35 protein-coding genes are annotated in these 18,241 nt (G+C 40.6%); all 35 read right to left on the bottom strand.

Annotated features, from left to right (window positions below):
- Nucleotides 1–61: 61 nt before the first annotated feature.
- On the bottom strand, nucleotides 62–457 hold the full coding sequence (locus tag MHI11_RS05470; protein ID WP_071167989.1) for a phage structural protein: 396 nt from the start codon (nucleotides 455–457) through the stop codon (nucleotides 62–64).
- 14 nt (nucleotides 458–471) lie between these two features.
- Nucleotides 472–1,506 (bottom strand): DUF3383 family protein, encoded by a 1,035-nt coding sequence (locus MHI11_RS05465; RefSeq protein ID WP_340960604.1) that lies wholly within the window; start codon nucleotides 1,504–1,506, stop codon nucleotides 472–474.
- Nucleotides 1,507–1,510: 4 nt separating this feature from the next.
- Complete coding sequence (locus MHI11_RS05460) at nucleotides 1,511–1,990, bottom strand: phage neck terminator protein (protein WP_340960603.1); 480 nt, start codon at nucleotides 1,988–1,990, stop codon at nucleotides 1,511–1,513.
- Nucleotides 1,983–2,333, bottom strand: coding sequence for a hypothetical protein (locus MHI11_RS05455; RefSeq protein ID WP_340960602.1), 351 nt, complete (start codon nucleotides 2,331–2,333; stop codon nucleotides 1,983–1,985). Before MHI11_RS05455 ends, MHI11_RS05460 begins: the two co-directional genes overlap by 8 nt.
- Nucleotides 2,333–2,833: a hypothetical protein gene (locus MHI11_RS05450; RefSeq protein WP_340960600.1), complete on the bottom strand. Its 501-nt coding sequence runs from the start codon at nucleotides 2,831–2,833 to the stop codon at nucleotides 2,333–2,335. The genes MHI11_RS05455 and MHI11_RS05450 overlap by 1 nt, the downstream gene beginning before the upstream one ends.
- Nucleotides 2,834–2,837: 4 nt before the next feature.
- Complete coding sequence (locus MHI11_RS05445; protein WP_340960599.1) at nucleotides 2,838–3,173, bottom strand: phage head-tail connector protein; 336 nt, start codon at nucleotides 3,171–3,173, stop codon at nucleotides 2,838–2,840.
- Entirely contained in the window at nucleotides 3,173–4,030 is an 858-nt protein-coding gene (locus MHI11_RS05440) for a phage minor head protein (protein ID WP_340960598.1), read from the bottom strand. Before MHI11_RS05440 ends, MHI11_RS05445 begins: the two co-directional genes overlap by 1 nt.
- Before the next feature lie 12 nt (nucleotides 4,031–4,042).
- Nucleotides 4,043–4,189 carry a hypothetical protein gene (locus MHI11_RS05435; RefSeq protein WP_340962364.1) on the bottom strand — a complete coding sequence of 49 codons (147 nt, stop codon included), beginning with the start codon at nucleotides 4,187–4,189 and terminating at the stop codon, nucleotides 4,043–4,045.
- On the bottom strand, nucleotides 4,186–5,088 hold the full coding sequence (locus MHI11_RS05430; RefSeq protein ID WP_340960597.1) for a phage major capsid protein: 903 nt from the start codon (nucleotides 5,086–5,088) through the stop codon (nucleotides 4,186–4,188). Before MHI11_RS05430 ends, MHI11_RS05435 begins: the two co-directional genes overlap by 4 nt.
- A 12-nt stretch (nucleotides 5,089–5,100) precedes the next feature.
- Nucleotides 5,101–5,682 carry a DUF4355 domain-containing protein gene (locus MHI11_RS05425; RefSeq protein ID WP_340960596.1) on the bottom strand — a complete coding sequence of 194 codons (582 nt, stop codon included), beginning with the start codon at nucleotides 5,680–5,682 and terminating at the stop codon, nucleotides 5,101–5,103.
- Between the two features lie 85 nt (nucleotides 5,683–5,767).
- Entirely contained in the window at nucleotides 5,768–7,159 is a 1,392-nt protein-coding gene (locus MHI11_RS05420; protein ID WP_340960595.1) for a phage portal protein, read from the bottom strand.
- A gap of 4 nt (nucleotides 7,160–7,163) precedes the next feature.
- Nucleotides 7,164–8,366, bottom strand: coding sequence for a PBSX family phage terminase large subunit (locus tag MHI11_RS05415; protein WP_340960594.1), 1,203 nt, complete (start codon nucleotides 8,364–8,366; stop codon nucleotides 7,164–7,166).
- Nucleotides 8,353–9,081, bottom strand: coding sequence for a phage terminase small subunit (terS, locus tag MHI11_RS05410; protein WP_340960592.1), 729 nt, complete (start codon nucleotides 9,079–9,081; stop codon nucleotides 8,353–8,355). The genes MHI11_RS05415 and terS overlap by 14 nt, the downstream gene beginning before the upstream one ends.
- A 47-nt stretch (nucleotides 9,082–9,128) precedes the next feature.
- Nucleotides 9,129–9,356, bottom strand: coding sequence for a hypothetical protein (locus MHI11_RS05405; RefSeq protein ID WP_340960591.1), 228 nt, complete (start codon nucleotides 9,354–9,356; stop codon nucleotides 9,129–9,131).
- A gap of 137 nt (nucleotides 9,357–9,493) precedes the next feature.
- Nucleotides 9,494–10,156 carry a hypothetical protein gene (locus tag MHI11_RS05400; protein ID WP_340960589.1) on the bottom strand — a complete coding sequence of 221 codons (663 nt, stop codon included), beginning with the start codon at nucleotides 10,154–10,156 and terminating at the stop codon, nucleotides 9,494–9,496.
- Nucleotides 10,157–10,231: 75 nt separating this feature from the next.
- Nucleotides 10,232–10,732, bottom strand: coding sequence for a hypothetical protein (locus MHI11_RS05395; RefSeq protein ID WP_071168001.1), 501 nt, complete (start codon nucleotides 10,730–10,732; stop codon nucleotides 10,232–10,234).
- Between the two features lie 155 nt (nucleotides 10,733–10,887).
- Nucleotides 10,888–11,352 carry a hypothetical protein gene (locus MHI11_RS05390; protein WP_071168002.1) on the bottom strand — a complete coding sequence of 155 codons (465 nt, stop codon included), beginning with the start codon at nucleotides 11,350–11,352 and terminating at the stop codon, nucleotides 10,888–10,890.
- Between the two features lie 15 nt (nucleotides 11,353–11,367).
- Nucleotides 11,368–11,490 (bottom strand): hypothetical protein, encoded by a 123-nt coding sequence (locus MHI11_RS05385; protein ID WP_258521774.1) that lies wholly within the window; start codon nucleotides 11,488–11,490, stop codon nucleotides 11,368–11,370.
- 104 nt (nucleotides 11,491–11,594) lie between these two features.
- On the bottom strand, nucleotides 11,595–11,801 hold the full coding sequence (locus MHI11_RS05380) for a hypothetical protein (RefSeq protein ID WP_340960587.1): 207 nt from the start codon (nucleotides 11,799–11,801) through the stop codon (nucleotides 11,595–11,597).
- A 211-nt stretch (nucleotides 11,802–12,012) separates the two neighbouring features.
- Nucleotides 12,013–12,270 (bottom strand): hypothetical protein, encoded by a 258-nt coding sequence (locus MHI11_RS05375; protein WP_340960586.1) that lies wholly within the window; start codon nucleotides 12,268–12,270, stop codon nucleotides 12,013–12,015.
- An 11-nt stretch (nucleotides 12,271–12,281) separates the two neighbouring features.
- Nucleotides 12,282–12,707 carry a hypothetical protein gene (locus MHI11_RS05370; RefSeq protein ID WP_340960585.1) on the bottom strand — a complete coding sequence of 142 codons (426 nt, stop codon included), beginning with the start codon at nucleotides 12,705–12,707 and terminating at the stop codon, nucleotides 12,282–12,284.
- Nucleotides 12,704–12,976, bottom strand: a complete 273-nt coding sequence (locus MHI11_RS05365) for a hypothetical protein (RefSeq protein ID WP_340960584.1) — start codon at nucleotides 12,974–12,976, stop codon at nucleotides 12,704–12,706. Before MHI11_RS05365 ends, MHI11_RS05370 begins: the two co-directional genes overlap by 4 nt.
- A 2-nt stretch (nucleotides 12,977–12,978) precedes the next feature.
- Complete coding sequence (locus MHI11_RS05360; protein WP_340960583.1) at nucleotides 12,979–13,221, bottom strand: hypothetical protein; 243 nt, start codon at nucleotides 13,219–13,221, stop codon at nucleotides 12,979–12,981.
- Nucleotides 13,218–13,394 carry a hypothetical protein gene (locus MHI11_RS05355; protein WP_340960582.1) on the bottom strand — a complete coding sequence of 59 codons (177 nt, stop codon included), beginning with the start codon at nucleotides 13,392–13,394 and terminating at the stop codon, nucleotides 13,218–13,220. The genes MHI11_RS05360 and MHI11_RS05355 overlap by 4 nt, the downstream gene beginning before the upstream one ends.
- Nucleotides 13,395–13,420: 26 nt before the next feature.
- Nucleotides 13,421–13,882 (bottom strand): hypothetical protein, encoded by a 462-nt coding sequence (locus tag MHI11_RS05350; protein WP_340960581.1) that lies wholly within the window; start codon nucleotides 13,880–13,882, stop codon nucleotides 13,421–13,423.
- 19 nt (nucleotides 13,883–13,901) lie between these two features.
- A complete protein-coding gene (locus MHI11_RS05345; protein ID WP_340960580.1) occupies nucleotides 13,902–14,666 on the bottom strand; it encodes a DNA cytosine methyltransferase in 765 nt (254 codons plus the stop codon).
- Nucleotides 14,663–14,911 (bottom strand): hypothetical protein, encoded by a 249-nt coding sequence (locus MHI11_RS05340; RefSeq protein WP_340960579.1) that lies wholly within the window; start codon nucleotides 14,909–14,911, stop codon nucleotides 14,663–14,665. Before MHI11_RS05340 ends, MHI11_RS05345 begins: the two co-directional genes overlap by 4 nt.
- Entirely contained in the window at nucleotides 14,908–15,174 is a 267-nt protein-coding gene (locus MHI11_RS05335) for a hypothetical protein (RefSeq protein ID WP_340960578.1), read from the bottom strand. The genes MHI11_RS05340 and MHI11_RS05335 overlap by 4 nt, the downstream gene beginning before the upstream one ends.
- Nucleotides 15,175–15,191: 17 nt before the next feature.
- Nucleotides 15,192–15,392: an XtrA/YqaO family protein gene (locus MHI11_RS05330; protein WP_231583272.1), complete on the bottom strand. Its 201-nt coding sequence runs from the start codon at nucleotides 15,390–15,392 to the stop codon at nucleotides 15,192–15,194.
- A gap of 75 nt (nucleotides 15,393–15,467) precedes the next feature.
- A complete protein-coding gene (locus MHI11_RS05325; protein WP_340960576.1) occupies nucleotides 15,468–15,623 on the bottom strand; it encodes a hypothetical protein in 156 nt (51 codons plus the stop codon).
- A complete protein-coding gene (locus MHI11_RS05320; protein WP_340960575.1) occupies nucleotides 15,607–16,026 on the bottom strand; it encodes a DUF1064 domain-containing protein in 420 nt (139 codons plus the stop codon). The genes MHI11_RS05325 and MHI11_RS05320 overlap by 17 nt, the downstream gene beginning before the upstream one ends.
- Before the next feature lie 115 nt (nucleotides 16,027–16,141).
- Nucleotides 16,142–16,336 (bottom strand): hypothetical protein, encoded by a 195-nt coding sequence (locus MHI11_RS05315; protein ID WP_144521608.1) that lies wholly within the window; start codon nucleotides 16,334–16,336, stop codon nucleotides 16,142–16,144.
- Between the two features lie 92 nt (nucleotides 16,337–16,428).
- Nucleotides 16,429–16,611, bottom strand: coding sequence for a hypothetical protein (locus MHI11_RS05310; RefSeq protein ID WP_340960574.1), 183 nt, complete (start codon nucleotides 16,609–16,611; stop codon nucleotides 16,429–16,431).
- A 13-nt stretch (nucleotides 16,612–16,624) separates the two neighbouring features.
- Nucleotides 16,625–17,428 (bottom strand): ATP-binding protein, encoded by an 804-nt coding sequence (locus tag MHI11_RS05305; protein WP_340960573.1) that lies wholly within the window; start codon nucleotides 17,426–17,428, stop codon nucleotides 16,625–16,627.
- Nucleotides 17,418–18,119 (bottom strand): DnaD domain protein, encoded by a 702-nt coding sequence (locus MHI11_RS05300; RefSeq protein WP_340960572.1) that lies wholly within the window; start codon nucleotides 18,117–18,119, stop codon nucleotides 17,418–17,420. Before MHI11_RS05300 ends, MHI11_RS05305 begins: the two co-directional genes overlap by 11 nt.
- Nucleotides 18,120–18,241 lie beyond the last annotated feature (122 nt).

The following is an 18,241-nucleotide window of genomic DNA, read 5'->3' as shown; positions in this document are numbered from 1 at the left end:
ATGAATAAAAGCAGCCTTTTCAGACTGCTTTCGTGTGTTCGTTTTCTTTTTTTGAGCCATGTTATTTCACTGTGTAATCAAAGACTTGAATTTCAAACTCTCTGTCTCCGACTTCGTCTGAATACTCTGCATCAGCATTCTTTTTAACAGCAGCTTTTGTCCCGCCAAATGTTTCTTTTATCTCACCATTATTCTTGATCCAGATTGGAAATTGTTTGCCGTTATTTGCGTACTGGTTTAGTAATGCAACGAATGGTGAACCTTGTGACAATGTTAATGTGATAGTGCCAAGTCGATTGTTGGTAATAGCCATACTAGCTTCGCCTTTAGCACTCATTTTCGTTTGGAAGTTATCTTCATCCTTAGATGCAGAAACCATAGTGCCTTCTGAAAATCCTGTCACAATTTTACCGGCCACCGTTATGGTGACGTCCATCGGATTATATGTGTATGCCATTGATTAAGCCCCCTTTAAATAATGATTTCCCCTGTGATTTCTGCTGTGTGAACCGCTCCGGCAAGCTCAAATCTAAACGACAAGCCGTCATACACACGATTTTTGCGGTTTTCGTCTGTCATTTCGCTTCGACCTTTCGATTGAACAGAATAGACAGGCTGTCCGTCCTCGTCTGGTGCAATGATGCCGTTTGTGAATGCTGTTTCTAAAACATTGATAATATGTGATTCGAGTAAAGCGAATCCTTCATTTGTATACGGAATTTTATCCGTGGTGCTGAGAGCGGTTTGAATTGACGTCTCGATGTTGAGCTTGACCCAATCTTTGCCGTGTAGCACGTCAATAAATTCACCCGAACCTGTAATACCCTCGCTTGTTTGATTGCGGCCAGCTTTAGTCACAAATGCAATGGCACCCGCCTTGTGGATGTTTTCCAATGTATCGACTTTGAAATCTTGCGGTGTGACACCAACAAGATTTTTAAACTTCCACGTAACAGACCCGACAGGCTTGTTTGCAATCGCTCCGATAAGCGCAGCATCCGGCTCTTCATCTACAAGTGGATGATGGAACACAATTGTCCGATCTTTTCCTGTGTATTGCTCAAGCTCTTCAAATGACGCGACTTTCAAGACAACGAATTTATATGACTTCTCTTCAAAGAACTTGGAAGCTTCAAGTCGGTCTTCTGCATTGACAGCAGCCAGTAAAACAAAATGAAAGTCTTTGTCAAAATACTCTTCTAATGCGTTTCTAACGCTGAAAACCTGTTTAGGGTTCTCTGTATCTCCCGTCTCAAATTCGTGCCCAAATGAAGCCACAGCGATCTTATTCGGCGCATTGTCACCTTGTGCAAAGATAGCCGCCGCCTTCTTGTAAGTAGCTGTGCTTTCACCGTAGTTCTGTTTTAAGGACTCTAGTGACCCGTATTCTCGATAAACACTTTCCGTTGCGCTAGTGTTTTTAACCAAGATAAGCGGAATGCCAAGACCTACAAGTGTTGTGGGCTTTAAAATATCAATTTTGACTTTTACGTCTGATAAAGGCATGTAATTACCCTCCTATATTCTCGTTATTTATGGTGACAGAATCAAAATACTCTGACTCTGCCCCGTTATGTGTTACTCGTATTCTGAACCGTGCATCAAAGCCATGACGACGCTCATTTTCAATTGATATAAATGTATCTCTGTTACCTGTTCCCTCCGCTCGAATAAACGCGATTCCCTTATCATAAAGAACCTGCTTCGCCTTCATTGTTCTAAAAATCGTAGCAGTCTGTTGTGTTAAAGTAATCACTTCAATAGCATCATCGGAAATCCAAGTGAACGAAAAGAAAATATCTACATCTTCAGTGATCGCATCACCTTCGATAATTCCCCGATGTTGGGGAATGTATGGTGATGTAATTGTATATGTGCAAAAAGGATAAGCGGGCTGCTCCCCTGTTCCATTTTCCATAATCACTTTGTGACCGGTACTATCTCTAATGACACCAATCACCGTGCTTATAATGGATTCGTAATCAATCAAAGCTGCTCACCGCCTTTAAGATGTAACTATTGAAGTCTGCGTAATCCTCGAAAGGATTCATTGACTCTACGTGGTACGTGTTCCCCTTGTAGATCACTTTTGCTTTCAAGGGAATCTCCACAGATTTGCTGATATAAAGTTGGCGGTCAAATGTCGTTAAACGGCCACCTGATTGATAGATTAATTGACTAGGTAGAACAACAAGTGCACCTTTTTGCTTGGTGGATATGGCTTCCCCACATTGCCAGCGTCCGAGATCATCATAATCTCCTTCACTCTGCACAACGAGATCAAAAGTCACGCTATATTTGTCTATGAGTTTCATGAAATTGAATTGACTCATCACTGAACCTCATAATCAATGGAACCAATCAGTTCAGCTGTATCAACAAGCGGATTTGATGACCCTTTTTGTTGAGTGGTAAATGGTTGGTTTGCTGGTGACTTCAGATCCCGGGCGTATTTTTGTATTTTTCCCTTTGTCTCAAGACCGATAGAGTTCATGACGTTTCGAGTGCTGATTCCTTTTTGAACAGCTTCAAGCAAAAATCTGTCCAGCTTCCGTAGGATTTCACGTTCATTTTCATCCCACCCTGATCTAATAAATGATCTTTCAGGAATGACAATGTGAGTGGTGTCTTTTCGCAAATGCAGACCTTGAGAATGAAGATATGTACGCATCTTTGGCGTCACTGTAATACGTGTACCAAATTCATGCACAGCTGCTATCATAGCTTCTTTTCCTGTTCCAAGAACGCCCACCCTTGCTTTTCTCTCTCCATTACCAAGTGCGTTGACGACTTTTGGAATACGATTTTTGTCTTTGATCTTTATTCGTCCCATATCATCACCTCAACGGGCGGAACTTAACTTTCCTGTATTTTCTCCACAGCTTGTACACAGCTTCATAGCGTGTATAATCACTTGTGTATGTCTTGCTCATGCCGCCGATAGATTCGGAGGAAACACCTACCTCATTCGAGCGGTCAATTTTAATCATCATGGCAATTCCTTTTTTGACTGGTGAAGGCAACTCAAGTAACCCCTCTTTGTTTAAAAAGGGGTTGTTGCAATATTCTTGTGCGTATTCAATGCCGTCTTGCAATTCCAGTTTCAACTTTTCATCCTGTGATTCATCTTCTAAAGGGATCTCTAAGCGGGTTTTCAATTCTGTTAAATCCATTATTCACCCCTCAATCCCACTACTTCATATGTTAGAAAGCAGCGGCAATGTATGTCATTGGCTGCGCTGCCTGATTGTCCGGGCGCAACTGCTGTGACACCATTTCCTAGATCAAATTGTTCCTTGACCTTTCTACGCTGACCTTGCAACGCCTTATGATTCGCCTTCCGAGTTTGTCGGACCCGCTCATCATCAACGTTGTTCCATACCTTTTCCATAACTATGCCTTGCTGCTCAAACTCTTCTGCTTTATTGTGAGTAGCCTTTTCACGCACTCTGTGAGCTTCTGTACGAGCGATAACGGTCGATCTATAGTAAGAGCTATCAAAAGCGCTTCTAACCCGTCTAGCAATATCAGAAAAGCGTTCACGCTCAATGAAGCCTCTTTCTATTGCTTCGTTTATATCCTTCACAATCATTGCGCGATGCTTTTCCAATGCTTGCGTTAGCTTGAGTCCATACACAGCGTTCTTACGAGCTTCTTCAACTAACTTTGGCAAAGAAGGCGTTGCATTTCTTAGCTTTTGATCAATCATTGCTTCGACAACGGACGCCATCCAATCGTATGAAAAATCATAGGTGTCTTCTAAGAGCCGTATGATTTCCTTTTGAGAGCGGGCATCCAGCTTGGATGCCAAAGCAATTATTTGAGACTTCAAGGCTTCTATATCATCGAATTGATTAATGTCAGCATATGAAAGGTCTTCACCTTGATCTAATTTCACGTACAGATCCGTAAGAGAACTCATAAATTCCTTTGAGGCTTCACGATATAGCTTTTTTAGCCTTCTCATGGCCCCTCGTTCTTTAAGGTCCAACGGCTTCAAAAGCTCGTTTAAAAATTTCCCTTTATCCACCGTCATCCCCCCTTATTCTTCTACTAGTTCAGGAACTTCTTCATCTTGTTCCTGTTTCTCGCCCTTTTTATCGAGCTTATAACCTAAGTCTTTGTAGATGACTTCAAACGCTCTTTCAGTGACATCAAGCGTGTGTTTACCTTTTTTTACTCTCATCACTCACCAGCAGCTCCTTTTGGCGTAATAGCAGCAAATGCATCATCATTAAGAGTCATAAAGCCAACTTGTTGAGTAACACGTAAAGCCACTAAATCTTGCTCGAACAAGCTAATCGGTTTGCCATCTTTATCAAGAGTAGCTTCAAGCGTAGCATCTTCACTGATTTTGTATTCCATTCCTTGTGGGATACCGTATCTAGCCATGCTCCAATCACCAGCAAACAAAGAAGCTTTATCGTACTTCCAAGACTTAGAATCAACATATCCGATTGGTAGACCTAAGGCATCAGGTGTGGCACCGCTCTTTGGATCATTAAAAATCGGCAAGCCGTTTTCATCTTTTGCACCACGCAATTTTTGTTTAAAACGACGAGTTGTTGTAAATCCATTTGCGTCTTTATCAGATTCTTCTAAAAGTGCCATTACTGCATTTAACTCGTCATACAGGCCTCCCAAAGAATCTAATTCAATTTTATTTCCTTTAGATTCAATTCTCTCCATGACGGATACGCCTGTACCAAATGGAGAGCCAATACCAAATAAAGCAGCTTGGTCAAATTTAATAGCAAAAGCTTCTGCAATTGCTGGTTGCATTTCTGCAAAGAAGTCTGGCACAGAATAACGTAAAAATTCCTTTGAAACAGGAATGATCACGCCTAGTTTTTTAGAAACCATCTCCGCTTTTAACCATTTCGCGCCATCAGTTTTAATTCTTTCGCCTTCACCAACCCAGTAAGCCCCAGGCCCAGAAGCTAAATAAGTAAACTCTTTTTTAGGCTTAGTCATTTCTTCATATTGCGCCAGCTGAGTCACTGCTGATTGTGTCATAAAGTCTTTTAATACTAGTGTTCCTGTTTCTTTAGGGACTGCCCCTGTCTTTGCATCTTGTAGCATTACCATAATTATTTCCCCCTATTTTCTAATGTTTGCTTCTTGAGCAAGTGTCCTAATATCAATGTTTCCATTAGAATTACCTGCGCCATTACCTCGTTCAATTTCACGGCCTGATTCTTTAAATTTCCCATCTACAGCAGCTTGCACGGCAGCATTGAATGATTCTTCAAGCTTGCTTAGATTTTCCAGTGTAGAATCTTCGTTTTCTCCAATAAAAAAGTCAATAACGTCCTTTGGCAACTTCTTTTCATCAGCTGCTTTAAGGGCTTTATTGACTAAAGTTTCTCTATTGCGTGCCGCTCTTTCTTCTTCAATTGCTTTTCTGAGCTGTTCTACTTCAAGTTGCTCTGGAGTTTTAGAAGGATTCCTTTTTGAAACCTCTTCCTCAACGATTTTTTCAAGGTTGTTCGCCTTCCACGTCTCAAGTCCTTTAGTGAAATGGGAATCCAATCGAGGCTGCAAGAGCTTCTTTCCTTCTTCTGTTTCTAGGAATCCTTTCACCTTGTCTGCTGACACGGCTGATAGTTCACCTACAAACGCTTTTACTTCTTCATTCTCTTTATTTTGTTCAAGAAACTGCTTAATTTCTTCAATATTCATTATTTCATCCTCCAAGCCATGTAGTACGAGCCTACACGTCTAAGTTTTCCGTCTTTTCACGACTTCCGGCAGGTCGCTTGTCTAGCTATTCATCTACGTCCAAGCTGTAGATTGAATCTATTTTCACGTCATTCATTCTTTCGATTTCATATTGAACATCATCAACGAACGTAAGAAGCGACAGCCTTGTTTCTTCGCTTACAAGCCCTTTAAGTTTTGCTGTGGTTTCAGCTTCTTCTGTGATATTAGCTGGAAGGTTTCGGGTAAAAGTGAACCACACTTTCAGATAATCGTCGTTACTAATAGCAGCGTTTTTTCGTGACCAAGCTGAACACAGCAACTTGTATTGGTATCTCAAAGCAGCAGTCATTTTACGCTCCATCGTAATACATTTGTTTTCTAATGCCATAAGCTTGTACCGCATTGCAACGCCTGTTAGATTGCCGCCAAACGCTTCATCTGAGAAGTTAACCGACTTAGAGAAACGCATAATGTTTTCTTCTAATCGATTCAAGTGATTTTCAATCATTGTGTCGTTTATATCTTTTGTCAGGAACTTCACGTCATCGTTATCGCCGAACAGCTCAAAGACCCCATGTTTCTTTAGCTTCTCAAGCGTTTCCTCGTCAGCACCAGCACCTTTAAAGATCATGTAAGCAAGTCGCAACTGCTCAATTTCATTTGATGCATCTGATAATGTTCGGTCATAAGCATCAATAAGAGAGAGGACCTTTTCAGCATCACCCATAAACTCATCATTGTTTGGCAAACCGAATAAAGGACAGTGGTCAAATAAGTGTTTTTTAACTTCAATTTCTTGCCATCCATTTTCAAGCTTCTCAAAATAGTAAACGTGAGAAGAGTCGTAAAACTCCGCTTTTTCTCTTTTGATCTGCTTTCCATCTATCCAGGTTGTCACCTCATAATATCGAAGAGCAAATTCAGGTTCAGTTATGTCATTGCCGCTACCAATAATGACCGCTTCCCACGGATCAATATTCACGGTTCTCACTTCGCCTGCCTTGTCCACATAAGCCAATCGAGCAGCATATCCACAGATGGCCGCTTTCTTACCCAGTTCACTATCAGCATCCTCGATAGTATTTAGCAGATTAAATCTATTGATCACTTCGACTAAAGCCCCTGATTCACTTACTTGGTTCTTATCCACCTCGTAAGTGATTGGATGACCAAACATATAACCCACTTTTGTATCAACAATCTCACTATCAAAACCATTGTTTAAGCGGTTGTTTACTCGATCATCTATTCGAAGGATTGCCCCTGTTTCAAAGTCCTCTTGATGTTCAATGGTAAAAGCGTCTCTTTGGAGAATCGGCACGCCCTCAATGGACGCTTTGTATCTCTCGTACTGATTGATCATTTTCTCTCGCTGTGTTTTATGAGAATTTATAATCGCTTCAATGACTTTGCTGTTAATCTTGTTTTCTCTTAAATACTGTACAAATTCATTCATTTGCTCACCTCTTTCCTTTACGCCTCATCGGTTTATTATGTGTATAAAGGGCATAACGCACTGAATCAAGCACATCGTCCCATTCTTTAACTGGATCACCCGTCTTTTGATTCCAGACGTACATAAAGATTTCTTTTTTAAACCGGTCAACTTTGTCTTCAACAACAAAAAGCCTGTTCTTCTTGAACAAGCCTGCTACCTCTTCTATACCAGACACTACAGCCTTATCAGCATTCAAGGCTCTTAACCTCTCACGCCTGAATCTAACAACATGTTCTGGCCGAGCGGTATCGCAATAAAAATTCATGCTGCCGTAACGCTCTTTTATATCTTTCGCCACTTTGACCCAATAATCTATTTCTTCATGTTGCGCTGCATGCTCTTCCAAGAGATAATAATTTTGTTTATCATCCTCTCCAATAACGACGATGGAACCAAAATGCTCATACCCCCAGTCAACGCCAGCGAAGTATTTTACAAAGTTGACGTTCTCTAATTGATCTGACCTGATGTAATGCACATCTTTGTTGAAATCTTTGTATATCACACCTTCTGGCGCAACCCAATAACCATGAATATCCCTGTCTGTAAACATGCCACTCGGTGTGGATGCCACTATACTTTCAACATATTCAGGATCAAGAAAGTTATTATCAAACAAAGAAAAGTGAAAAGCCCTGATGTTAAGGCGGCCGCTTTTTAGTCTTTGCCCGTCTTTGTCGATGTAATCCTTTTTTACGGTGTGCATTGGGTTTTCAGGGTTTGTATCCATCAAGACCATTGCGCCCTTGTAGGAGCAACGGGATATAACTTCCTTCACAAATGAATCATGAAGAGCGGTTGCTTCGTTTAAAAATGCGCCAGCTGATGTAAAACCCCTCGCTTTTTTCCAAGCATCCACATTAGCACCATCGAAACAGTAGACACGGTTTCCGAATATCTCAATGGCATTTGCTTTGTCTAGTTTAAGTTCTTTCTCTAAGATCAATTCAAGGTCATTCAATACGTTACGCTTGATGGCTGCTTGAGTAGCACCACCGATGATAAATGAAAGACCCTTGTTTTGATATTTACTAATGTGAGCAAGGAATGCTAAAAGGAGCACGAATGTTTTCCCTGCTCTCTTTGCTCCGCTACACAAAAGGATTTTAGGACGCTCTTTTACGAAGCTGTCCCATACCTCTTTTTGCTTTTTATTCAATTCCATGTTCATTCACCATCTTTTGAAGCATTGAAGCAATTTTGTTTTCTCCGCTGCATTCGCTACCGCCATCAATGGCCTTCTTAGTCTTCTCGATGTTCAAGCGCATTTGCTCCAATTTAAGCCGTCTTTCGTCTGTCTCATGGGCTAACCCCTCAAACTGTTTTATCGTGCTCCTAAGCTCAGACATTGCCCTAGATTGAGCGTTTAAGAATGTAGCATGACGATCCCAAGCAAACTGAAATTCGTATTCTTCTTCTTCGATGTCAGCTGAATCTGAAACGACTGACTTTTTCTTTTTCAGCTCTTTGATCATCTCGCCTTTGCTTTCAACAAACATGATCTTCTGCGCTCTTACGATTGCTGTAAACTGAATTTGTATTTGTTCCCATAGTAGATCAACAGGTGAAAACTCCTGAATGTCCTGCATGATCTCAAACGCTTCAGCTGGCATGTGCTTTGAATAAAAGCCGTGCGTCTTTGCGTTTTGGTTTCTTGCAGGAGCACCGCCGCTATTCCCTACAGCGTTTTTGTTCCCAGGTTGCCCACCTTTTTTTGTGTGCACACTTTTTTCTTTGGGTGCACCCTTTTTCCTTTCCCAACCATGCCGCTTTTTCCACGATTTTATGGTGTTGATCGACACCCCGTATTTCTCGGCAAGGTCCTTGTATTTCATGCCTTTGACGTAATCTTTCTGCGCCTGGATGTGTTTGGATTCCATCTACATTCACCTGCCGCCTCCTTCTGATTCGTGTTGTTTTGGAATTTTTATTTGGTGATAAACTCATCATCTTTTGCTGCTTGATGAAGAGATTCTTTAGCGATTTCAGCCATTCCAACAGCTTCTAAGTATGATTCGTTATGGTAAATGGTCTTTAATGTCCCATCTTTCATCTTGAATGTAGTAACAAAGCTGTCTATCTCATGAAAGTTCTTTTCAATCCAATTAATCAAGCCGTTCACCGCTCCTGGGAACACTCTTTCAACTTCGCCCATGTGATCACTCCCTTTGTTTTATTTCCTCTAAACTGCCGCCGCACTCTACCTTTAAGCCGATACTTTTTATAGAGATTCTTCACCGGAAGCAGTTTACAGGGAACAAAAAAACTCTCCACATATAGGAGAGTTATCTTTTATTCATGATTTGCTGTATACATCCAACTAGCATCGTTCCCATTATACTTATGTATCTTTTGGTACTTGAAAAATTTTAATATTTCATAAGAATCTGTTCTAGTTTCTCCGTGATCTTGTTGAGTTCTTTTGCTCATGAATCTCATGCTTTGACCAGTCTGAAGCCTATATTTTATTTCAATCTCTTTAATAGGTTCTGGATTTCCCCATAAATTATTGAAAGAAATATCTAAAGGGATATAAATCTCTTCGTTTGGTTGTAGCAGGGGAAGATTCATTTCAATTAATGTATTCTCGTTATTTTCAAATAGTATCTTCACTTCTCCACCAATAATGATGCTTTTACCTAAGATTCTAATTTTCAAATAGTTGAATCGATTACTTTTAGTGAAATCCGGATCCGAATCCAACCGTTTATCCATCAAAAAATTCAATAATTTTTTATAACTTAATGGCAAAAGAAGCTTTGTACCAACTTTAGCTGTAGGTGAATTTCCTACGTTATAAGAAGACAGTATTTCTTCAATATCAAGAAATGTTCTATATTCTAAATTAGTTTTATATTTTTCATTAAGTCTTCCCGTTATAAAAGAAATAATAGCAACTATTATCATTGCCATCGCAGTTATTACTGGCATTGATACCAGCGTCATAATGTCCATATTCTCACCCCCTACCATTAAATATCGGCAGAAAGTGATCAAATGGAACTATTTGCGAAATTTGTCGAACAAAAATCACTTTTCATCTTTTTCTTTTCTTGCCTTTACTTGCTCAAATGTTTTTAACATGTAACCTGTAACAATTCTATCCTTTCTGTCTTTATCCAAAAGCCACAGAACAATTAGAACTGATACCGTCACAAATATAAACCCTGACCATTTATTTTCATTAACATTAAAAGCGACCGTAAGAAATGCAGCGAATAAAGGCACTATTGCCATTAGATTTCTTCTAACAGGGTCTAGACTATTATCCATATGTGAAAACCTTGCTATCGCAAATTCTAGGCATTCAATTTCTAAATTATAAAGTAGTATCACATTTTTTTTATAGTAATTTTTTTCTTGACCGTATTTAAATTCTTTCAAAAAATAAGCAAGTAATTCTTTATCTCGATATGTGTAGATCACATCTTCTAATTCCTTTAATTTCTTCGTGTGGTTCTCATTATCTAATTTCTTAATTTTTTCATTTTGTCTTTTATTTTTAATTGCACGTTTATTTTTTTTACCCAACTCTACTCACTCCTCGATTTTATTATCGGATAAGATTGATAAAGTTGAGGAGTCTACGAAATTTGTCGAACGAATCCCAAGCTCGCAAGAGCAAGTGAAAATATATTAATTTGTGGAGACGCGGGAAATTATGCCTCCCCGTCCTGCCTTCAAGTTTACACTGCGGTTTTAAGTGATTTCAAATGTTGAAGAAAATTGACTTTCTTGACTTCTTTGACGATATTGCCGATTATTTCAGTTTTGATTTTTCTGATTGTGTCTCTTGAGCATTCAAGGTGATCAGATATAGCGGTGTAACTCATTCCAGTCATCATGCAGTCATACACGATTAAATGTCTTTCCTCTTGCATTTGATCCACAGCTTTATTAAGGAAATTAGCAATGGCTTCGTATTTGAGCAGTCGCTTTTCTCTGCGGTCAAGATGTCTTAGTTCAGCTTGGCTTATTCCTGCTGATCCCTTAGGCATTGCAGCTTCATCACCGTATGTTGCCGTTAGCTTTTGACCTCCTGCAAATTCAACACGATTCAGAAGCCTTGTGAGCCTGTCAATCTCTCGTAGCATAAATTCATAGTCTCTAATCCATTCTTCTACCTTCCAAGCAATCATTTGATCTGTCATCTGTATTCCCTCCCGTTATTTACGCTTGTACGCCCCGCCTTTGGCTCGTTTGAGTCTTTGCATGTTTTGCCCCATAAGCTCACGTATCTCTCTTTCTGTAAGCTCCTGCGGTCGTTTCTTCGGCTTTTCCTTCTTCATGTCCGCTCCTTTCCGACAAATAAAAAACGGACACCAACCAGCACCCTTAAAAGGTGTTGATCAGTGTCCGCAGGCTCTCCGTCTTGGACTTATTTAGTTGTTTGTTAACTCAATTTTATTCCGTAACTCTCTCCATGAATCTCAATAAACTCTTTGAGGAAATCATCTAATCTATCGTAGAAAAACCTGTCACCTTCTGCATGCGCAATGAAATTCTCAATGTCTTCTCTGTTTAGCCCTAATTCAGTTATTCCCTCGCCGTTTTCTAGATGGAATCTCATAAAACCTCTAAATGCTTGTCTTGGATTCATACTTTATTCTCCTTATTGGCTCGTGCCGCTTTTTATAGTCATTCGAAGACCTTCGACCTTGCATATCTCAATAATTCGTAATCCTTTGCGCTGATATTCACATTTGCTTCACTACAGTGAGCGCAATAAATGTTTCCCGGAAGATTAAGCTCGTCAATATATGTCCATTCATCACAATCTTCACAGTAGTAACTGTGCAAGTCTTCTGCTTTCATTCCGCTACCTCCCACCATGTTTCTTCCTCGTTATTTCCCGATGCTAAATCTTCTGTTTTCCCCATCAGTTTATAGCACTGCTTACAATAGGCTTTTGTTCCTCCGTGGTGCGACAGGCCGTCATACATAGCGCCTTGTTCTTCTTCTAAATCTCCGGCTGAATTGTAGTAAATGTGAGCTGAGCCAGTTACTCTCTCTTTCGTGTAAAATCCATCAGCACTCTTGCAATGCGGACATACAATTTTATTTGCCATTCCGTTACCTCCTATCGGATATTGAATTTAACGGACTCAAAGGTGCCGATGTAGTTTCGTTTCTTAGAATCCGTATAGCAGTCCAGCTGGATAACATATGTTCCTTTGCCAGTTCGCTTTCGGATTTCACTCACACTAAAGGATTTCAAAGGCGTTGACGCTTTGAAGCTGCCCCTTTGTACAAGGTTCGTATCAGTTAGCCCGCCATTGGATCTCTTTTTGTAAATGCCAGCGGTGTAGTAAAGTGTGCTCGATCCTTTCTTTTCCGCTCTCCAATCGACCGTTTTCGCTCCTGCATAGTAATTGGTGTCATCCGTAAAGACTCTCGCTTGATGCCCGTATCCCTCCGTTTGCCAGTTTGACCAAGCAGCTTGAGCAGACGGCGCATAAAGCACCGCCGCAATAATAATAGTTAGTGTGAATAGTAGCTTTTTCATTTGTCATCCCTCACTTCGCTCATATCATGAATCTCTATTTCCGCGCTATACGGACTTCGACAATCGTCATCTGAACGCTCCAAAACTTTTAACCATTTCGTCTCTTCAAGAACATAAGACACATCTTGTCCGCTCGATGAAGTCTTTTCAGCATCATCAAGAACAGCATAAAGTGCACCTTCTGGTATATCTTCTGGGACCTCAATAAGCACGCTGCGGTGGTATTTTAGTGTCTCTTCTATTTCTAGTTTGATTTTTTTAGTTTTCATCTTCATTCACCCTCCGTTTTCAATTTAAAGCCAGCTGTCAAAGCGTCTTGATAAACTAGGCTTGCACTCAATGCGTGGTGATTTCTGGCATCTGCACTACTGCTCCAGTCATCATAATTCCCAGCCATTGCTTCATATTTTTTTGAGATATGATAGTCATAACGCGCTTGAAAAGCCTGTTCTTTTGCAAACCGACGGTTTAGTTTTCCAATAACAGATGAGATCCTAGGGTTGTTTTCGTTCATTGTGCTTCCTCCTTTAATGATTCAGTATCGATATTTAAGACTTGAAGCATCCAAAGAAGAGTAGCCATTCCGGCAACAGCTTCTTTATCCGCTCCATCCGATTTCACGCCTCTTTCTCCAAAGTCGTTCATTCTCTCTATTATTTGCCGCTGTTGCTTTTTATTAAGATTCATTTCAGTTGGCCCCTTTTTAATTTAATTTAATTTAATGAGAATGATGGAACTGCTTCAAATCCAATTTTCTTACGTTGTCTGGACCAACCGTTTATAAATGGTTTTGAATCTCTGTAAGATATCTCCCACTTCTCCTTGCAAATATTCCTATGAAACTTCCATACCATTACATCTTCATTCAACGAACCTTCAATATCGTTGAGTTCCCATAAAGCCCAATCATCCCATGCATCACTTTCCAGCCAACTTTCTATGTCATAATCTGATTCAAAGACGAGGAATGAATCACCATCATCGAGCGAATACAGTAGAAACAATTCATCGTACATGTTGCCTTCCTCCATAGTTTTTGATGCTGAACTAGGGTCCAAGGTTCGAATTGCATTTAGGTTTCTTGTGTTTCTCTCGTCCGTTTGTTTCAGTTCGTCTTTTATAAATTCAACCGCTTCCCTAAGCGTTTCAAATTCCTTTAACACATGTTCACTCATACCGTTTCCTCCTAAGCCGCTAGGCTCTATTTGATATATCAACAATCGCTTTAAAGATTGGGTAAATTTGTTGTGGCACAACGGCGTTGCCTAAAGCTATTAATCTATCTTTGTCCATCCCTCGGGAAAACCCATCATCCATTCCACAAATGCCGGGTTTGGGTACTGACCAATGTAAATCGGAAAATGTTCTCCAATGCTCCCAGGTAAGACTTTGCCATGCTTGCCATTGGCTTCCGAAGGCGCTAACGGTCTGATCTTTTTGTAAGATTGACTTGCGCTCGGCGTTGCAAGCAACCACGAAGACCCGTTCACGCTTGTGTGGTGCTCCGATGTCTGCAGCTTGTAAAACGACTGCCCGCACTTCGTAACCCTCTGATTCCAAGTCACTGATGACAGCTGGCATCCCATTGTTAACGTGTCCGTATACGTTTTCGCCAACAACCCAAGTAGGTCTAAGTTCTTTAACGAGTCTGAAAAACTCTCCCCATAGGTACCGATCATCAGCAATTCCTCGTTGTTTGCCCGCAAGTGAAAATGGTTGGCATGGGTAACCTCCGGAAATAATGTCAACTGTTCCATTTTCCTCTATCACTCCATCAGTTATTAATCTATCTTTTGTCAAATCAAATACATCTTCATAAATTGGAGGGTTCTGAAAGTTCTTAACAATAACCTGTTGACAAAATTCATTCTGTTCACAGAATGCGACAGTTTCGATACCCGCCCATTCAGCAGCAAGCGCAATACCTCCGATTCCTGCGAATAGCTCAATACTTTTCATTGCATCAACCCAGCGACAGCAATAATCCCCATGAAAAACAGTAGAGTGAAAATGACAGGCCCGTTTGACTCACGCTTTGCCATGATGACATTTCCCTCAATGATTAGGTCAGGGCAGTAGTCAGCAAGCACCGGTACAAAAAATGTGGGTACGCCTAGATGAGCAGCTGCATCATCAATCGTCATTGCTTGATGTTTGCAAGCTTTGACAGTCTGTGAAAGCTCGACATGTTTTGGTAGACTCATTTTTGCTCCTCCTTCACCACATATCCATTTGTTAAAGCGCTCATTAAGTCAAGCGGATCAACATCATTTAAAGGTGTGAATAATAGTTCCCACGGTGGTGTATCGCCTCTTTTTACTAACCAATGTTCAAATACAAACAATCTATTTAATCTAACGCCACGTTCCATCCCGTGTGATTCGTAATATTTCACGCCTGCTTCTACTGCTTTGGCTTGTTCTTTTGTTAGCTCAACTTTTGAAGAAGTAGTAATTGAAAGACTCATTGTTTTCTCGCCTCCGATTATTTGATCTTGAATCCTATTTCATGGTCAACTCTCGCAAAGTGACCTTTAGCAGTTTGAATGATTGTTTTTCCGTGTTCAGGTGCGTCTGTGATGTGGGCAGTACCTTCATTCCCATCAATCACGATGATGCGGACCTTCCCAGGTTCTATTGCGCTTTGAATGGTTGTATCAAAGTCTTTAATTTCAGTTGGTTTCATCCGCTTCATGCCCCCATGTGTTATAATTAAAGTGTCAGATTTAATTAGCACTGGGGCAGCGGCTTCGGTGTTTTTTTATGCCCATTTATCCATCTGGAACGTTGGTGACGGTTTTAGTTCTTCTCGAAATACGATAGGATGTTTTGCTAGATATGCCTCTAGCTCCTCTTTAGTCATCTTCCAAGTGACAACCGGTCCTGCTGCATATGGGTTGTTAGGCTTTCCGCTCATGTTTTCTCCCTCCCGCCTTCCTTTTCAACTTTTTGAGTTTGTCTAGTACGATAAAACCTAGCGACCGATCAAAAGCAATAACCTTTAATGGTGTATCAAATTTGCGTTCGTACAGCTTTCGCTTGATGGCAAATTCCTTTGTTTCCATGCCTTTGATGTCGATTACTTCTTTCGATCCATCGAGATGAGTGATCTCGAAGTCTGCAATATATTCAATCTTCCGAAAAGTCTTGTCGTTCTTTTTGAATGCTTCTTGCAGTTCAAAGCGTGGCTGTAATGAAAAATCTTTTATTTGCTTGGCTTTCTTGAGCCATTTCAATTGCTCATAGTATTTGGCTTCTGCCTTGCTGTCGAAGGTGATGCCGTCTACTACCGTTTTACGTGCGCCGTATTTATTGGACATGTTTTGTTGATCCTCGCTTTCCGTTGCTGGAAGTGCCTTTTCAGTTCGGCAACGAGCTTTGATTTTTCTGTTTCAGTTAGATCGGTTCTTTTTAGTAAAGACGTGATGCGGTGGTTCATTTTTTGTCAGTTTCAACCGCCTTTGATTCACTATGAATCTGTTGTAATGCGAAGAAAACTGCACTCTCAATTTTTCTAGCGTGTTCAATGGCTTCATGTGGTGTCTTGCATTCTTCTTCTACTAAAGCTGTTAAACCAGTTATTATTAACATTGATCCTTTGCTAGAAAGTATTTCATCGTGTGATAACATGGGTTACCTCCCGTCATCCCGCAGCCATTGCAGGAGCTTCCTTTCTCTTGATGATGCTGTGAAAGCTATCGTGATTAGTGCGGCCATCGTCTTCATGCTGTCTTTCCTTCTAGTGCTCTTGCTTCCGCTTTAGCCAGCATTTGATCTAGCATTTCGATGACTGGCTTTAGGCTTTGCTTACGTCCTGTGGTGTTACAATCAGGACAAGGGAAGAAGCCCGCCATGAAAGTATTTTCGTTTATGACGACTTTCTCGCCGTTGCATGTGCTGCACATCTGACATTCTCCTTTACTCGTATAGTTCCAAAAGCAGTTCTTCATTTTCCTTTTGTGCTATCTTTTTACGAATCTTTTCATTTGGCATAATCACAGGGAACGCCAGTTTTTCAATCCTGCTACTGATCCGACCACTTTTATAAACTGTGTCAAGATCATCTATACTTAAATTGCTTGTAAGAATCGTAGGCTTCTTGTTTTGAAGTCGGTAATCAAGAATACGTGTGAATGTTTCTTCAACAAAATCAGTTACCTTTTCCACTCCAATATCATCTAGTACAACAAGATCCGCTGTCTTGACAGCATCCATAATGTCGGTACTCTTCACTTTCGATTCGCTATCAAACGTGCTCTTTATTTCTCCGATTAGATCAGCTGTAGACGAATAGATGATTTTAAGTGGTTTGTACTTTTGGGTTTCTTTGTCGTATACCTTGTCATGTGTTTTGGTTATCGCATGAAGAATACTGGCAGCAAGCCTTGTTTTTCCGCTCCCTTTCTCATTACTAAAGAAATACAAGCCTTTCCCTAGCTCCCGCATCTTTTCAAATTTCAAAACATAGTTTTTAGCAACTCGTTTCGCATTGGCTGCTCGCTCTTTGGATTCGGGTTTGTCGTAAACATTAATATCAAAAGAGTTTAGAGAAGCGTCTTTGAACTCTTCTGGAAGTCTTGCACTCATAAGTCTATTTGAGAGCTTTTTCACTTCTTTGCATGGACACTCTTCCATAAATTCTTTGTTTTTTTCATGATCAATAATCCATATCAACCCCGACCCATCGCATTTTCCATACATGCAATGTTGTTCAGAAATCACAGTGAGTGTCTCGTACCTGACCGGATAGACCTTTTCTTCTTGCAATTTCTTGGAGTCTCTCAGTCTCTTCGCTAGTGCTGGATTTGCTTTCTCCAACGACTTTAAGGTATCGCCCATACTCTGCATCTTTCTTCACTCCTTCTTGTGCGCGCTGATTTGAAAGGACTCGCTGAACATACTTGATGTTTTGAACCCCATTCTTCAAAGTGACTTCCATTGCTTTAATCACGTTTTCTTCTCCGAAATCGTCTATCAGGTCACCTATTTGTTGACTTACAAAGCTATTTAAAGTGCCACCGAAGCGACTTTCGTAAAATTCAAATGGGTTCATTGCCTTGTCCTCCTGTCGTGTTAGTTTTTCTTCTTTCGATTTTTCAGGTTCTTCATCAGGTACAGGGGCAAGTCTTGCTGTATTCTCTAAACTAATGATGCGATAACTGCCCGCCCCTGTGCCTCTAGGCTTATATTCAATACGGCCATGTTCTATCAAGATTTTCCGATGCTCAATCATGGTCTTTTCGCTGACTCCTAACCTCGAATAAAGCCGACTGTTTGGCACTGTGAACCAATCTTTCCAGCCGCAACCGTTGTTTATATCCATCAGATGAAACCACAATGCTTGAGTGGTAGGTTTTAATTCTGTCGTTTCGAGAAACCTCATGAAGCCGTTTATTTCTTTCAGGTAGTTCACTTACTCACGCCCTTTCGCATAGAGCTGTCATTCCGTCGATGCGGACAAGCTGTAAATTTGGTTCAGTTCTTTTGATGTAACCCTCGACATAATTTCGGAACAACTCAGACCTATTGGGTGCC

This window comes from Bacillus sp. FSL K6-3312 (genome assembly GCF_038007485.1).
GTDB classification, from domain to species: Bacteria; Bacillota; Bacilli; order Bacillales; family Bacillaceae; genus Bacillus; species Bacillus pumilus.
Note: the sequence above shows the minus strand (reverse complement) of the source record. Positions and strands in the feature narration are given on the sequence as shown.